11 protein-coding genes and 1 tRNA gene are annotated in these 15,170 nt (G+C 57.3%); 5 read left to right on the top strand and 7 right to left on the bottom strand.

The annotated features are described in order from the left end of the window. Positions 1–29 precede the first annotated feature (29 nt). Together mnmH and selD are read right to left on the bottom strand one after the other, a co-directional pair. Positions 30–1,124, bottom strand: a complete 1,095-nt coding sequence (gene mnmH / locus OKX01_RS17170; protein WP_264672152.1) for a tRNA 2-selenouridine(34) synthase MnmH — start codon at positions 1,122–1,124, stop codon at positions 30–32. Beyond that, positions 1,124–2,158 carry a selenide, water dikinase SelD gene (gene selD / locus OKX01_RS17165; RefSeq protein WP_094197948.1) on the bottom strand — a complete coding sequence of 345 codons (1,035 nt, stop codon included), beginning with the start codon at positions 2,156–2,158 and terminating at the stop codon, positions 1,124–1,126. The genes mnmH and selD overlap by 1 nt, the downstream gene beginning before the upstream one ends. A 240-nt stretch (positions 2,159–2,398) precedes the next feature. Here selD and OKX01_RS17160 point away from each other — a divergent pair, with 240 nt between their 5' ends. Next, positions 2,399–4,519: a TonB-dependent siderophore receptor gene (locus OKX01_RS17160; RefSeq protein ID WP_230019365.1), complete on the top strand. Its 2,121-nt coding sequence runs from the start codon at positions 2,399–2,401 to the stop codon at positions 4,517–4,519. Positions 4,520–4,552: 33 nt separating this feature from the next. On the opposite strand, the gene OKX01_RS17155 is transcribed toward OKX01_RS17160, so the two are convergent. Further along, positions 4,553–5,641 (bottom strand): hypothetical protein, encoded by a 1,089-nt coding sequence (locus OKX01_RS17155; RefSeq protein ID WP_230019364.1) that lies wholly within the window; start codon positions 5,639–5,641, stop codon positions 4,553–4,555. Between the two features lie 208 nt (positions 5,642–5,849). Beyond that, positions 5,850–8,108 (bottom strand): FepA family TonB-dependent siderophore receptor, encoded by a 2,259-nt coding sequence (locus OKX01_RS17150; protein WP_108728428.1) that lies wholly within the window; start codon positions 8,106–8,108, stop codon positions 5,850–5,852. Between the two features lie 359 nt (positions 8,109–8,467). Here OKX01_RS17150 and OKX01_RS17145 point away from each other — a divergent pair, with 359 nt between their 5' ends. From OKX01_RS17145 to OKX01_RS17130, 4 genes are all read left to right on the top strand, one after another. After that, on the top strand, positions 8,468–9,439 hold the full coding sequence (locus OKX01_RS17145) for a Bug family tripartite tricarboxylate transporter substrate binding protein (RefSeq protein ID WP_264672151.1): 972 nt from the start codon (positions 8,468–8,470) through the stop codon (positions 9,437–9,439). 10 nt (positions 9,440–9,449) lie between these two features. Then, positions 9,450–10,061 carry a glutathione S-transferase family protein gene (locus OKX01_RS17140; protein WP_264672150.1) on the top strand — a complete coding sequence of 204 codons (612 nt, stop codon included), beginning with the start codon at positions 9,450–9,452 and terminating at the stop codon, positions 10,059–10,061. A gap of 30 nt (positions 10,062–10,091) precedes the next feature. Beyond that, positions 10,092–10,874: an aldolase gene (locus tag OKX01_RS17135; protein ID WP_094197943.1), complete on the top strand. Its 783-nt coding sequence runs from the start codon at positions 10,092–10,094 to the stop codon at positions 10,872–10,874. Between the two features lie 68 nt (positions 10,875–10,942). Then, positions 10,943–11,566 carry a helix-turn-helix domain-containing protein gene (locus OKX01_RS17130; protein ID WP_264672149.1) on the top strand — a complete coding sequence of 208 codons (624 nt, stop codon included), beginning with the start codon at positions 10,943–10,945 and terminating at the stop codon, positions 11,564–11,566. Positions 11,567–11,605: 39 nt separating this feature from the next. Here OKX01_RS17130 and OKX01_RS17125 read toward each other — a convergent pair. The 3 genes from OKX01_RS17125 to selA form a co-directional block, all read right to left on the bottom strand. Then, a tRNA-Sec gene (locus OKX01_RS17125) sits at positions 11,606–11,701 on the bottom strand. A gap of 70 nt (positions 11,702–11,771) precedes the next feature. Beyond that, positions 11,772–13,691 carry a selenocysteine-specific translation elongation factor gene (gene selB, locus OKX01_RS17120; protein ID WP_264672148.1) on the bottom strand — a complete coding sequence of 640 codons (1,920 nt, stop codon included), beginning with the start codon at positions 13,689–13,691 and terminating at the stop codon, positions 11,772–11,774. Next, positions 13,688–15,106, bottom strand: a complete 1,419-nt coding sequence (gene selA / locus OKX01_RS17115) for an L-seryl-tRNA(Sec) selenium transferase (protein WP_264672888.1) — start codon at positions 15,104–15,106, stop codon at positions 13,688–13,690. Before selA ends, selB begins: the two co-directional genes overlap by 4 nt. Positions 15,107–15,170 lie beyond the last annotated feature (64 nt).

The raw sequence follows: 15,170 nt of genomic DNA, 5'->3' as shown, positions 1-15,170 counted from the left end.
AGCCTGGTGGGCTGGGCCTAAGGTGTGATTTAGCCGTGGCGACGCAAATAATTCAGGACTGCGTCGGCATCACCTTGAAAAATGACCCGATCGGCTTTTTGTTCACGTTGGTAGCTGTACATGGGGTCGTAGTATTGCGTCAGCAAGTCTCCAATCCACTCCCGGTGGCCGTCCAGCGCACCACTGCGTTCCTGTTCCTGTAAGGCGGCATCCATGATGGCTGCCAACTGCTGGTAGCGTTGATGACCCAATCGCTTGGTGATTCGGGACAGGCTTTGTCGCAGTTGCTCGGCAAACAGGGCAAAGCCGGTTTGCGGGTCGGACTGCTGTGTGAATTCCGCGTGCAGATTCTGGACGTAGTCGCGCACAATGCGGGTAATGCGGTTTTCCAGACTGTCTTCCAGCCAGATAAGGGGCCACTGCTGCATCCCTCGGTACAGGTTCAGCGGCAGGCTGCAGCGACCTATGGTCTGGCTTTCATCTTCCAGCACAAAGCCTTGATGCCCTTGCGCTGTTTTCTTGAGCATGGCAATGGACAGGCGGTGTTCAAAGTTGATCTGACTGGGTTGAGCAGTGGCATGTTTACCAAAGCTGGAGCCGCGATGGTGGGCGTAGCCTTCCAAGTCCAGGCTGTGATCAAGCTGCTGCAACACATCGGTTTTGCCGGTGCCTGTCATGCCCCCCAGAATCTGAAAGCGGGCGCTGCTGACAGTCTGCTCCAGATTGTTCAGCAAAAAGCCGCGCATGGCCTTGTAGCCACCTACGACACGGGGGTATCGAATGCCTGCTTCTTCGCGTAGCCAAGTTTGTGTGATCTGGCTGCGTAGACCACCCCGAAAACAATACAAGTAGCCGTCGGGATGGGCTTGCGTGAACTGCGCCCAGGCTTGCAGGCGTTCTTCCTTGATCTGGCAGCTGACCAGCTTGTTGCCCAATGCAATAGCCGCTTCCTGACCATGTTGCTTGTAGCAGACTCCTACTTGATGACGTTCTTCATCGTTCATTAGTGGCAGGTTCAATGCGCCAGGAAAGGCCCCTTTACTGAACTCGATGGGAGCGCGAGCGTCCATCAAAGGCGCATCATTCAGGAACAGCTCGCGGTAGTGGTGGGTATCAGGGCGCATCAAGCGATTTCGACGGCGTGGGTTTTGGCAGGGATGAACTCCCCGATGGCTTGCAGTTGCAGGCCTAGCTCGGCAGCCGTGGCTATAAATTCGGCGGTGGCAGAAGGTTCTACCGCGACCAGCAAACCGCCGCTGGTTTGCGGGTCGCACAGGATATTGATTTGTTCCTGGCTAATGGGGGCGATGCGGTGGCCGTAGCTGTCAAAGTTACGTTGTGTGCCGCCGGGGACGCAGCCTTGCTCCAGGTAGTATTCGATGCCGGGCAGCAGGGGCACACGGTCCAGGTTCAAACGGGCCGTCAGGCCACTGCCGTCTGCCATTTCGATCAGGTGGCCCAGCAGACCAAAGCCGGTTACATCCGTCATGGCTTTGACGCCAGACAGTTGTGCAAAGCGGCTGCCAGGTTTGTTCAGCGTACACATCCAGTCGCGCGCCAGGTTTTGATCTTCGGGACGCAGTTTGGCCTTTTTCTCGGCGGTGGTCAGCACGCCAATGCCCAACGGCTTGGTCAAATAGAGCTGGCACCCTTCGGTGGCCGTGTCGTTACGCTTTAACTGGCCTTTATTGACCACGCCGGTTACAGCCAGACCAAAAATAGGCTCGGGTGCGTCAATGGAGTGGCCACCGGCCAGGGTGATGCCAGCGGCATCGCAAGCAGCACGACCGCCACGCACCACTTCACGGGCAACTTCGGGAGACAGCACATTGATGGGCCAGCCCAGAATGGCAATCGCCATAATGGGCTTGCCGCCCATAGCGTAAATGTCGCTGATGGCGTTGGTCGCGGCAATGCGGCCAAAGTCATAGGGATCGTCCACGATGGGCATGAAAAAGTCGGTGGTCGAGACAACGCCCGTTTCCTCATTCAAACCGTAGACAGCCGCGTCATCACGCGAGGTATTGCCTACCCACAGATTCGGGTCTACGTTTTGGGCACCACTGCCGGCCAGGATAATGTCCAGTACCTTGGGAGAGATCTTGCAGCCGCAACCGGCTCCATGACTGTATTGGGTCAGACGAATAGGAGTATCCATAGTGCTCGGGGGGGAGGTTGTGATCGGAACTTGTCATGGTAAATCGATAAATGCACTTAAGCGAGGTCTGGACGTCATGGACCGACCGACGGGTTTGTCTCCTGAGAGTGGTTGTGTCTTGAGAACGAGGTGACTTCGTGTCTGAGTACCTTCCTGTTTTTTACGAATGTTCGTGTTTAAAAATAATTTGTTCGCATTACAATAATGAGAACAATTCGTATTTAATTAATAGGGGAAGTCATGAAAGTAGTGGTTTGGGCTGGCGGGTACTCTATGGTTTTGGGGCTTTTGATGAGCGCGGCGCAGGCTCAGGAAACGCCTCAAGAGGTATCCACCCTGTCATCCATCAAAGTGCGGGCTCAAAATGAGAAGTCAGAGGGGACAGGCAGCTATCAGCAGCAGGCCGTTCCTCAGATTCTGAAGCTGCCAATGACACTACAGGAGCTGCCTCAGTCTGCAACGGTTATTACGCGACAACGTATCGAAGACCAAGGTTTGGATACCTTGGGGCAGGTCATGGAGCAAAGTCCCGGTGTCAGTCGCCAGCAATATGGTGATGACGGCGCAGGCTACACCTCATTTCAGGCGCGTGGCTTCAACATCACGAATTACGTGATTGATGGGGTGCCTACGACGGCTGCTGCCTTGCAAGGTTATGGCGGGGTCAGTGTCATGGACACTGCCATTTATGACAATGTCGTCATTGTGCGTGGTGCGACCGGCCTGCTCAGTGGAGCCGGAGAGCCGTCGGCATCCATCATGATGCAGCGCAAACGGCCAACAGCCGAGTTTCAAGGACAGGTTTCAGCAGGGGTGGGGACCTGGGACCGGTATCGGGGCATGGCGGATCTTTCAGGTCCGCTCAACGATAGTGGTTCTGTGCGGGGGCGCCTGGTTGCAGCCTATGATCAGTCTCGTTCCTGGAAGGAAGGCTACAAGGGTAAACGGGACGTTTTCTATGGTGTGATCGAAGCGGATCTGGGGGCGCGAACGGTAGCCAGATTAGGCATTGAGCACATGGATAATCGTTACGATGGATCCAGCATGCACGCATTCAGTGTCTCGGATACGGCCGGAAATCTGGTGCAGTGGGATCGCAGCGATTCTGCGACGGCAGCATGGGCGTACAGCAAACAGCGCCGAACGATGGCGTTTGCTCAACTTGAACACGAATTCAACGACGACTGGTCCATTCAAATGGCGATGGGGCGTTCTTGGCTGAATAACGAGCAGTTGTATGGTGTTGCCGCTCCGGCACCGACCCCGCAGGGACGCGGTTCCATGACGGCGGGTTTCAACGAAAAAACACCGACTCAAGATACGGCCGACATAACCATTACAGGGCGGTTTCAGGCGTGGGGACAAGGGCATGACGTTATGCTGGGCGCCAATTACTACGAGCTTTCCCGGCATGACACGGCTTATGCGCGTCAGCGTATCCCTATTGCGCAGATCAAAGACTTTGACCGTAACGTGCCGCGCCCGGACTTGAAAATTACCGGACCGGATAATCAGCGTGCGCGACAGTGGGGGGCTTATGCCGCAACGCGCCTGCGCTTGACGGACAAATTGGCCTTGATTGCGGGTGGACGAGTCACCAACTGGAAGGATCACTCCAATGCGAGATTACGCAAAGAGAATGGTGTGTTTACTCCGTATGCCGGTCTGGTTTACGACTGGAATGAGCAGTGGGCCAGCTATGCCAGCTATACGAAAATCTTCAATCCTCAGTCCAGCCAGGACAGAGACGGTAATTATCTGGATCCTGAACAAGGTACTAACTACGAGGTAGGGGTTAAGTATTTGTTCCCTGGGGAGGCGGCGTCCGCATCGTTGGCGGTGTTTCAGACTCGCAAGGACAATCTGGCTGTCGTCGATGGCAAAGAACTGACGCCTAGCGGTGCCCAGGCGTACACCGCTGCCAGCAATACGCGCTCTGAGGGGATTGAGTTCGAGATCAATGGCGAGCTTGCCCCTGGCTGGCAAATGGGCGCCGGCTATACCCATTACCGCTTCCGTGGTGCTGATGGCGAGAAGATCAAGACGGATATCCCGGCTGATCAGGTCAAGTTGTTTACGACTTATCGCTTGCCCGGTGCGTGGCATAAGTTGACGGTAGGAGGCTCTGTGCAATGGCAAAGCAAGATCTTTGATAATCAACTGACCGGCGTAGCCCGTGAAACCAACACACAGAAAGCCTATGCGGTGGTGGATCTGATGGCGCGATATGCCATTACGCCTCGGGCGGATCTGACCGTCAATTTCAATAATATTTTCGACAAAACCTATCGCCTGGCGTACAGCAGTCATACCTACGGCGCCCCGCGTAATGTGATGGCGTCCTTGCGCTATCAGTTTTGAGCTGACTTGTCCTTTTGGCTTGGCAAGCGCCAGTTATGGGAAGGGCAGGGGACGCACCACCTGGGCAAGCTGGTCCGCAGCGACCCACTGTGCAAACTGCTCGCCCAGGCGCTGGCTTTGTTCAACGGCGTGTTGCCAGGCCAGACGTCGATCTGCATCAGACAGACGCTTGTAGTCGGAACGATCGGGGATTTTGTGGTCTTGCAGACGCTGATAAAAGTGGGGCGTAGGGCATAACAAAATCAGATTATCCAGGCTGTGGGGACGACGGGCCTTCTGCCAGCGTGGCAGGTATTTGTCGAACCAACTGGCGCTGATTTTTTGCGTGAAATGGGGAAACAAGGTCAGGCCAGGGCTGTCCAGATCCAGTGCGCAAAAGTTGTAGTCCACCAGCCCCCCATCCCGGTAGAGCCCGGCGGGCCAGTTATGAGCGGCATCAACACCGTCGATGACCATTGGAATGGCGGTGCTGGCAGCCAAGGTTTGGAACAGATTGTGCTGATCCAGTGCCGCGTAGCGAGCCTGATCGTGATGCTTGCCGTGGATGGGCAAGGGGCTGCGGGTGTCGTGTACGATGACCCGCTCAAAGAACCAGCGCGGGATGGCCGGGTGCACATAGTTGCCGACCATGCAGCCGAGCAGGGCTGCGCCAAGCTGTTTTTGATTGCGGGAGCCTGCCCAGCCTTTGCTGCGTGCCACGGTAATGGCGAAGCGATAGCGCGGGTGGTTCAGGATTGCTGCTTGTGAGTCGGCGTCCCCGAGGAACGTTTTCAGCATAGTCTGGGTAGACCGGGTAATGTCCGCGACCGTGGAGTTGGGTAAAAAGGGACTGTGTATATAGAGCTGGGCAAAGTCCGCAAAAGCTTTGTACGGATCGTGTTGAGCCGCGCAGGCAAAACGCCAGGAGGCCACTGAGCTGCCAAACAACCACAGCGGTTCGTCATGTGTGTTGAGCCAGTCCCCAAACAGATACTGATCCAGCCCGGTCAAGGCCAACGCCTTGGGCCCGCCCGCGCTGCCAATTAGTGTGCTGATATCTTTGGCATGCAAACCCTGGTTTTGAATGTGACGATAGGCACGAGGCCCGGCGTAGATCGCCAGATCCGGTTCAATGTATGACAAGATCAGCTCCCGAATGTGATGGTTCTGTAGCCGGACGGATGGCCAACAAGGCTTTAGTCTAGCGTTGTTGGGGCCGGGCCGGGGAGAGCTGACTTGGGTTAACGCGGGGCAAGAAGCAGCCCCCGCTGCTCCCGTTGGGAAGGGCAGGGGCTGATACAACAAGAAGTCATCCGGACCCCCGAAAGCGTCCGGGGTACAGCCAGACGCCTTAGAAGCTGGCCGTCAAGGTTGCGTAGTATTGACGGCCAGGCTCGTTATAGGTGTTGGCACCTTGGCCGCTACCGGAGTCTTCACGGTACAAGCGCTTGTCGAACAGGTTGTTGACGCCCAGGCGGATATGGGTGGACTTGGTCACTTGATAAGCACCGCTCAGGCCGAAGATGGCATACGAACCACGTTCACGCAGACCATCGCCTGTGACGGTCGAGTTATTGGACAGGTTCTGTGAGCGTGGCTTTTGCTTGCCATACAGGGTGGCGGTTGCCAGCATGGACAGCTTGTCGTTCACGCGCCAATCCAGCGTGCTGTTCAGGGTGTAGCGTGGAATGACAGTCAAAGGCTGATTCGTTTCCTTGGACTTGTTGGTGATCATGTAAGTCAGGTTATTGCTCAGGCTCAGTGTCTCGCCGTTCTCGCCCAGGATCGGGATGGTCAGATTGCCTTCCAGACCACGGATCACGGCCTTGCCGGAGTTCACCCACTGGAAGGGACGCACCAGCGAGCCGCCGATGTTCACCGCATCCGGAATAGTCTGGTCGCCCATATCGGCCACAATCTTGTTGCTGTAGTCGTTCTGAAAGTACGTCAGCCCTGCTGCCCAGCCGGCCTTGTCGTAGGCCAGACCAATTTCCTTGTTGATGCTGCGCTCGGGTGACAGATCGTCGTTACCGAAGATGTAGCAAGGGCCGCTCACGCGTTGGCCTGTTACGGGGTCGTACGGGCAACCGTTACCGCGCGTCTGGTACAGGTAGTTGGGGTTGGACTGGTACAGGTTAGGTGCTTTGAAAGCGCGGGCAATACCGCCTTTCAGGGTCAGATGGTCGGTCAGGAAGTAGGAGGCGTTCAGACTGGGGCTCCAGTTGTCGCCAAACTTGCTGTGGTGATCAAAGCGGACACCGGGGGTGACGGTCAGTGCTTCAGTCAGCTCGATATTGCCTTCCACATAGGCGGCAGTGGTGCGAGCCTTGCTTTTGGAGTCAGCGTTCTTGTTGATGGTCTGGCCAGAGCGGGTGGCGTAGTCATCATCCAGGCGTTGGTCGCGGTGTTCAAAACCCACGGTCATCAGCACGTGCTTGTTGGCGATCTGTAAGGGCGTGTTGTATTCGCCGGACAGGTTCAACGAACGCAACTCTGATACGGAACCTGCGCCAGGGTTGGAGATACTGCCTTCGCCACCTCCGGCCAGCCCTTCATTCAAGCGGGAGTTGGTGGTGCCTTCATAGGCAAAGGTAAGCCGCGAACGACGGCCTTGGCCATAGTCCCCATAGTGGCTCAACGATCCAGCGCGGCGATACATGATGTTGGTTTCGGCCCCGTCATCGGCCAGTGAAGCGATGGTGGCATTGCCGTTGGTGAACAGACGCTCGCCAGCAAAAATATTGCCTTGGCGACTAAATGAGCCTTCCAGTTCCAGGCGATGGTCGCGGTTGATATCCAGGCGGACCAGGCCGTTGATGTCCTTGTTACGCACACCTTCGCGGCCTGCTGGAGGCACGTTTGTTTCGCTGACATTAATGCCGGAGGATTTAGCGTTCAAGGCAGGTTTGTCTGCATCGGTTTTGGCGATATTGCCGTAGACGCGGAAAGACAGTTTGTCGGCGATGGGGCCAGACAGGTTAAAGCCGGTGCGACGTGTGGAGCCGTAATCGCTGTCCTCGGGGATTAAGCCATAGGCGGTTACCGAGCCGGAAAAGGTGTCGGTAGGCGCTTTTGTGATGATGTTCACCACACCACCGGCGGCACCGGAGCCGTAGCGCGCGGCTGCCGGCCCACGCAACACTTCAATGCGTTCGATGGCGTTGACAGGGACCCAGTTACTGTCGCCACGGGTATTACGTTCCCCGTTACGCCCCATGCGAATGGAGTCCCGAGAGCTCACGGGCTTGCCGTCAATCAGGATCAAGGTGTTTTCCGGACCCATGCCGCGTAAGTCGATCTGGCGGCTATTGCCGTAGGAGCCCGATGGGCTGTTCCCGGTCAGGTTCACACCGGGCATGGTGCGGATCAGTTCGGACAGATCGTTGGCGGGAGGACGTTTTTCAATATCGTCGGCGGTGATAGTGGACACGCCAGGAGCCTGTTTGACGGCTTCTTCTGCCGATGGCAAGACACGGATTTCTTCTAGTGAGGTGACCCCACCACGCACGCTGGAGGTTTGTGCCTGCGCATTGAAACTGGCTGCCAAGGCCGTGGCGAGCAGGCCTAATGCAAAGATCGGGCGGCGAGCCGGGAGCGTCAATACATTCATAATCTCTTCCCTGATAACGATAAATATAATGAGAATTGTTCGCAATCAGCATTTTGTTTAAAAATGTGTTGCTTGTCGAGAAAGCTGACGAATGTGTGGTGTCAGAAACACGGGCTGCACGGACGAGCCTTCGATGGTGTTCTGGACAATCGTTGTTCTATAGGAAAAATTCTGTTTTTTTTCAGAAAGGTGTCATGCCTAGGAAAGCGGTATGAGTCCTGAAAATAAGCATGCCGCCTCTTTTCTTGGTCCTGATAGAAGTCTTGAAGGACATTAATTTCTTTATTTGACACGACGGGTCATTTTTGATGAGAATGTGTCCTGAACAATTCAAACTTAAAAAGTTCAGGAGACACTTCATGAAAAAGATTTTTGGTTTAGCGATGGCCGGGTGGGCGGCCTTGATGATGATTGCGGGGTCGGCGCAGGCAACGACGTTTCCCGCCCAGCCGTTGCGTTTGATCGTGCCCTTTGGCGCAGGAGGCATTACAGACCTGGTGGCACGCCTTCTTGCCCAGCAGTTGGGTAAGGAGTTGGATCAGACCGTGATTGTTGAAAATAGGGCCGGTGCTGGCGGCATGATCGCCGCTCAGGCCGCGCAAAATGCCAAGGCGGACGGGTACACCGTGTTCATGGGGACCGTAGGCACACAGGTGGTCAATCCCTTGCTGGCCTCCAAGATCAACTACGACCCACACGCTTTTGTGCCTATCGGTATGGTGACGGGGTCTCCGTATGTGCTGGCAGTTCGTTCGGATCTGGGTACAGAGACCTACGCCCAACTGGTCAGCCATGCCCGGCAGGAGCCGGGTCTGCTGAACTTTGGGTCAGCAGGAGTCGGGAGTTCTCCACATTTAGGGATTGAACTGTTCAAGCTAACGGAGAAACTTGATGTGCGGCATATTCCCTTCAAGAGCGGGGGGGAAGCGGTCAGCGCGGTGGTGGGCCGCCATGCTGACATGGTGATGGATGCCATTCCAGTGATCATGCCGCAAGTGAAGGCGGGCAAGCTTCACGCCCTGGTCTTGGCTGATAGTCAGCGTTCCCCGGCTGCTCCTGATGTCCCTTCCAGCGCGGAGTTGGGTGCACCTGAGCTGCGCATCAGTTCCTGGAACGTGTTGCTGGCTCCACCCGGTACGCCACCGCAGATCGTTGCAGTGTTGGAGACGGCATTGCAAAAGACACTGGCTGACCCGCAGTTCAAAGCTCATCTGGAGCAGCAAGGCAGTCAGGTCTACACCGGAACCCAGGACGAGTACCAACACTTTATCGCGGCCGAGCGCAGCAAGTGGCAGCGTATTGTGCAGACCGCAGACATCAGTCTGGAGTAAGGAGCAGACGATGAACCAACCGGCACTGGAGCTTATCGACACGATCTATACCGGCAATGGCTGGAAGGTACGACTGCTGTGCGGCTATTTGGGTATAGCGCTACAGCGGCGCAGCCTGTCCATCGTGGAGGGGGATCTGGATACCGAGGCGTTTCGGCGTATCAACCCTTGGGAACAGGTGCCGGTATTGCGGACTCGGGAGGGGCCCTGGCTGGCGGAGTCGGCCGCCATCTTGTGGTATTTGGCACAGGGTACGGCGTTCTTGCCCGCCGATGCACTGGCCCAGGCACAGGTTTTGCAGTGGTTGTCTTTTGAGCAGACGCAGCATATGGCCAACCTTGCCCAGCCAAGACTGTGGGTGACATTGCGCGGCACGATGGCGGTGGATGCTCCTGCGGTGTTGGCGTGGCGTGAACAGGGCAACAAGGCTCTGGCTCATATGGAGGCGCATTTGCAGCGACATCGCTATTTTGTTGGAGACAGGCCCAGCATCGCGGATGTTGCCTTGTTTCCCTATACCTGTATGGCGCAGCAAGGTGGTTATGAGCTGCGCTGCTATCCATCGGTCCGACGTTGGCTTGAACGTATGCAGGCCCTGGCGGGCTATGTCCCGCTGTTGTGAGCAGGATTGTCATTTACAAAAGGAGTGGTTATGAGTGACACCATGAGCTTGTCTAAATCTGTGCTGATTGAACAGGCACAAAGTCAGATGCAGGCAATTTTTGAAATCCCTGAACGCAGTGTTCCCGAAAAGCTTGCGCTGACTTGCCGTATTCTTTTTGATGGTGGCCATGACTCCGGGCTGGCTGGCCAGATCACCGCACGCGGGGAACAGGAGGGCACGTACTTTACCCAGCAGTTGGGCCTGGGTTTTGATGAGATCACCTCGACGAATGTTTTGTTGGTGGACGAGGACCTGACCGTGTTGAAAGGGTACGGCATGCCTAATCCGGCAAACCGCTTTCACTCCTGGGTGTATCGTGCTCGACCCGATGTGAACTGCATCATTCATACGCACCCCCTGCATGTGGCCGCCCTGTCCATGCTGGAGGTGCCGCTAGAGGTCTCTCATATGGACAACTGCCCCTTGTATGAGGACTGTGCATTCCTGAAAGATTGGCCTGGTGTGCCCGTGGGCAATGAAGAAGGGCAGATCATTGCTGAGGCCTTAGGCGATAAACGCGCCATTTTGTTGTCACACCATGGCATGTTGGTGGCAGCGGCCTCAGTAGAAGAGGCTTGTGTTCTGGCTTTGCAATTTGAGCGTACTGCGCGCATGCAACTGTTGGCGATGTCCGCCGGAAAGATTCAGCCTATTGCGCCGGAATTGGGTCGGGAGGCTCATGACTGGATTTTGAGGCCGCGTCGCTCCGAGATCGGCTTTGAATACTATGCCCGTAAAGCGCTGAAACGCCATACGGATGTTTTTGAGTAGAATAAGAGGCTGCTTTTTTCTACGCGCCCTGAGGCTGGCCTCGGGCGCCACACCTCTTTTTAGCCCACATGACCCATCTTCCCTTTCGCTTGCGCGCTCTGCGTCGCCAACATGGCTTGTCGCTGGAGCAATTGGCTCAGCGTACTGGTCTGACTAAAAGTTATTTGTCCAAGCTGGAGCGGGCCGTCAGTGCGCCGTCCATCTCGACTGTGGTCAAGTTGGCTCAGGCGTATGGCATGGGGGTGTCGCAGTTGATCGGAGAGGCGGATCTGGATCAAGACGAAAGTGTGTGTGTCGTGCGGCGGCACGATCGTATGCCCTTGCCCAGCGTAGCCGGCCATAGCGCTTACCGTTACGAGAGCATGGCCGGGCGGCGACGCTTTCGTTTGATGGATCCCTTTGTCATTTACCCTCCGCATGATCACCAGCAGCCTGCGCCAACCTTCCCGCATGGGGGAGAAGAGTTTTTGTTTGTGATTCAAGGGCAAGTGCAAGTGACCATTGCAGAGTACAGCATGACCTTGGAGACGGGCGATTCCGTTTACTTTGACTCGGAGCTTCCCCACAGTGTGCTTAGCTTGGGGGATCAACAAGCGCAGGTACTGGCGGTGACGTGCTCTGACTCGGGGCCGACAGCAGGGCGTCGTTCAACGCCTGAGGCGCAGGCTGAGCCCACACAGACGTTACCGTAGTTCAGGGCCTGCCAGTGTGCTGGAGGCCGCTGCAGAAATTGGCGGAAAGCAGCAGGAGTCGAACCTACCTGGGAACGTCTGACGCCCCCAACCGGGTTTGAAGCCCGGCCGTGCCACCGGGCACGAATGCTTTCCTTCAAGAGGCCCTATCATACGTTAGGGCCGATTACGCTTCAACGATCAAGCCTATGATCAACACGCTGCATCAGTCAGCTTGTGTCCAGGCTTCGCCGCGTAAGACGTGGCGATCACGTACACGTCGTGTATAGCCGACGCGATCAAAAAATTCCAGAATCTGAATGGCCCGTTTGCGGCCCAACCCCGTTGCGTCCCGGAACTGCGCGGCGCTGACGCCCTGGCCGCTGTGCAGCTCCTTGACGATATGGGCCAAGACTGCGATTTGGCGACGGTGGTAGAACAGGTCGTGCACGATCTGAAACAGTTCGCCTTGGCGCACCAGTCGGCGCAGCACGTTGCGAGTCTGGTCTTCCGGGTACTCGGTTGCTTTGGCCAGATCGCGTGTCCACGGAGGATCGAAGCGGCCTGCCTCGATCAAGGGCAGCAGGGCGGCAGCCAGGGCTTCATCTTCGGGACTCAGGGTGACGCGGTGTCCCGGCGTATGCAACCAGGCCCCTTGGCGGGCCAAGCGCTGTTCCGCCAGCAGGTGCTCGGTCAGCAGTTGCCAGATGGCGTCGGGCATGGTGGGGGCGGCCATGCGTCGCAAGCGGCTGATGGACAGGCCCGGTTCGTCCGGATTGCGCTCGTGATACTGCAGCACCACGCTTTCTATGTGCTGACACAGCGTTTCCAGGCGCGCATTACTTAGCAAGATAGGCTGACTTTGTGGGCGAGATCCGGTGCGCCAGCGGGCATTGGCAGGGGCGCTCAAGCCGTGTTGAGATCCTCCCGACAGACGCAGCAGTGTCGCTTCGTCCAGACCGTAAGGTGCGTGGGCCAGCAGGCCCTCCAATGGTCCGCCGCGCGTCCATTGTGCCAAGGCCTCCAGCCAGGCAAGACGCGTCGTAGAGCGTCGTTTGCGGTCCGGTGCATTCGGGTCCAGCACAATCCCGCCGCCGACCGTTTCGCTGGCCTGGGCATTACGCAGGATAAAACGCTCGCCCGTTACGGTGCAGATGGGACGGTCAAAGACCAGTTGGACTTTGCCGGTCTGGCCGGGCTGCAAGGATTCGCCATCCAAAGGCACGGCATGGGCCGTCAGGTGAGCGGCCCCCATGTGGACATGCCAGGGCGACCAGGTGCGTAGGGCGGGAATATCTTTGTCCAGCAGGCTCAGTTCCACGTCGATACGAGTGGAGGGGATGAAGCAGCGGGCGTCGGCCAGCCAGTCACCACGCTCGATATCCTGTACATCAATTCCACCCAGGTTCAGGGCGCAACGCTGGCCGGCTCGGGCCTGGCGCGAGGCCTGGTTCTGGGCATGAATACTGCGTACTCGCACTGGCGTGCCCCGTGGCATCAGGCGCAAGTCCATCGCCGGGCCATCCAGATCCAGCACGCCGTCGTGTACCGTGCCGGTCACGACCGTGCCGTGGCCTTGCAGGGTAAAAACACGGTCAATGGCCAGACGGAAATAGCCTTGGCCATCTTGTGTGGTGGATTGCAAGGCCTGTGTGTGCAGATGCTGGCGTAACGCTTCCAGACCGGGTTTGTCCTCGGACAGGGCATCGACAACGAAGACGGGCGCATTGTCCAGAAAACTTCCTTGGACAAGTGTTTGCAGCTGGGCTTTGACGGTTTCAATCCGAGCGGCATCGGCGCGATCCGCCTTGCTCAGCACGATGGCTCCGGCGTCTAAACCCAGTAGTTGCAGCACCGCCAAATGCTCGCGGGTTTGCGGCATGACGCCATCATCTACGGCCACGATCAGCAGGCCAAAATCAATGCCGGTTGCACCTGCGACCATGGTGTGTACCAGACGCTCGTGGCCGGGAACATCAATAAATCCCAGAATCTGCCCGTCGGGTAAGGGCGTATAGGCATAGCCCAACTGGATGGAGATACCGCGCTTTTTTTCCTCTTCCAGACGGTCGGTATCCACACCCGTCAAGGCGCGGATCAAGGTGGTTTTGCCGTGATCAATATGTCCTGCAGTACCAACAATCATGCTTGCTCGCAGATCAGTTGTGCGCTGAAGTCAGCTTCAAATTGTTCTTCCAAACAGCGCAGGTCCAGCCAAAAGGCATCTTGCGCAATGCGCCCGATAACGGGTTGGGGCAAGGTACGCAGGCGTTTTTCCAGCTCTGTCAGATGGCGACCCGGACGGCCTGTGCCTTGGTAGGCAAAGCGCAGTCCAAAGCTGGGCAGCACGTCTTCGGGCAAAGCACCGCTGCCAATCTGGCTCAGCATCGCAGTGGGTTCGACTGCAAATTGTGTCCCCACCCATTGCTGCAAGGCTGGTGCCAAACGTAGCGCCTGGGCGCGCATCTGCGCCGATGGCCGGGTCAGCAAACGAAGGGTGGTCAGGTGTTCGGGTAGGCGCTCGGGCGAACGGTATAAGGCCAGTACCGGTTCCAGCGCGGCCAGTGTGATTTTGCCTACACGCAAAGCGCGTTTGAGCGGGTTCTTCTTGATCTTGGCGATCAGGTCTGCGCGGCCTACGATCAGACCGGCCTGGGGGCCACCCAGCAACTTGTCGCCGCTGAAGGTCACGATATCGGCCCCGGCTTCGATGGTTTCACGCACGGTGGGTTCGGGCGGCAGGCCCCATTGGCTGAGATCCACCAAGGTACCGCTGCCCAGATCCACGCTGGTGGGCAGGCCGTGCTTCTTGGCGATCTGTGCCACTTCCTGGACAGAAACGCTTTTGGTGAAACCTTTGACGGCGTAGTTGCTGCAATGCACCTTCATCAACATGGCGCTGCGCTCGTTGATGGCGTTTTCGTAGTCGGCTGCGTGGGTACGGTTGGTGGTGCCCACTTCATGCAGGCGGGCACCGGCACGCTTCATGATGTCAGGGATACGGAAGGCACCGCCAATTTCTACCAGTTCGCCGCGCGACACCACGGTTTCGCGCCGGGGGCTCAGGGTGCTGAGCATCAGCAGCACGGCGGCGGCGTTATTGTTGACCACCGTGGCGGCTTCAGCACCAGTCAGTTCGCAAAGCAAGGGGTTGATCAGGTCATCCCGGTCGCCTCGGCCACCGGTTTGCAGGTCAAATTCCAGATTGGCGGGTGAACGCATGGCCTGGACGACAGCCTGGATGGCTTCATCCGGTAGCATCGCACGCCCAAGATTGGTGTGCAGCACGGTGCCGGTCAGATTGAAAACCGGGCGCAGCTGCAGTCGGGATGCTTCTTGTAGCTTGGCCTGCAGTGCTTGGGCGAGCTGGGCGGGCGCCAGGTCCTGAGGACGTAGTGCTCCCTTGAACAACGTATCCCGCAGTACTTGCAAATGGGCGCGAGTGCTTTGACTGAGGCGTGTGTGACCGAACTGGCTTAGTAAAGGCTCGAACTCTGGCGAGCGCAGTAAGCGATCCAGGGAAGGGATATGGGCGGGGGAGAGTTCAGGAGTAGGGCTCATCATTCAAAGGCAGGCATTTGAGTCTATGGGCAGGGTCCGTCAGCTACGCCTTGCGTACAAGGCG

Source organism: Alcaligenes sp. SMD-FA (assembly GCF_025960365.1).
GTDB lineage: Bacteria > Pseudomonadota > Gammaproteobacteria > Burkholderiales > Burkholderiaceae_B > Alcaligenes > Alcaligenes aquatilis.
The sequence above is the reverse complement of the archived record's forward strand: the minus strand, read 5'-3'. Positions and strand labels throughout refer to the sequence as shown.

Bases quoted from the DNA above. Each gene is read 5' to 3' on its own strand.
- OKX01_RS17130 (WP_264672149.1), top strand. From the start codon at position 10,943: ATGACCCATCTTCCCTTTCGCTTGCGCGCTCTGCGTCGCCAACATGGC.
- OKX01_RS17140 (WP_264672150.1), top strand. From the start codon at position 9,450: ATGAACCAACCGGCACTGGAGCTTATCGACACGATCTATACCGGCAAT.
- OKX01_RS17150 (WP_108728428.1), bottom strand. From the start codon at position 8,108: ATGAATGTATTGACGCTCCCGGCTCGCCGCCCGATCTTTGCATTAGGC.
- OKX01_RS17145 (WP_264672151.1), top strand. From the start codon at position 8,468: ATGAAAAAGATTTTTGGTTTAGCGATGGCCGGGTGGGCGGCCTTGATG.
- OKX01_RS17160 (WP_230019365.1), top strand. From the start codon at position 2,399: ATGAAAGTAGTGGTTTGGGCTGGCGGGTACTCTATGGTTTTGGGGCTT.
- OKX01_RS17135 (WP_094197943.1), top strand. From the start codon at position 10,092: ATGAGTGACACCATGAGCTTGTCTAAATCTGTGCTGATTGAACAGGCA.
- selA (WP_264672888.1), bottom strand. From the start codon at position 15,106: ATGAGCCCTACTCCTGAACTCTCCCCCGCCCATATCCCTTCCCTGGAT.
- selB (WP_264672148.1), bottom strand. From the start codon at position 13,691: ATGATTGTTGGTACTGCAGGACATATTGATCACGGCAAAACCACCTTG.
- mnmH (WP_264672152.1), bottom strand. From the start codon at position 1,124: ATGCGCCCTGATACCCACCACTACCGCGAGCTGTTCCTGAATGATGCG.
- selD (WP_094197948.1), bottom strand. From the start codon at position 2,158: ATGGATACTCCTATTCGTCTGACCCAATACAGTCATGGAGCCGGTTGC.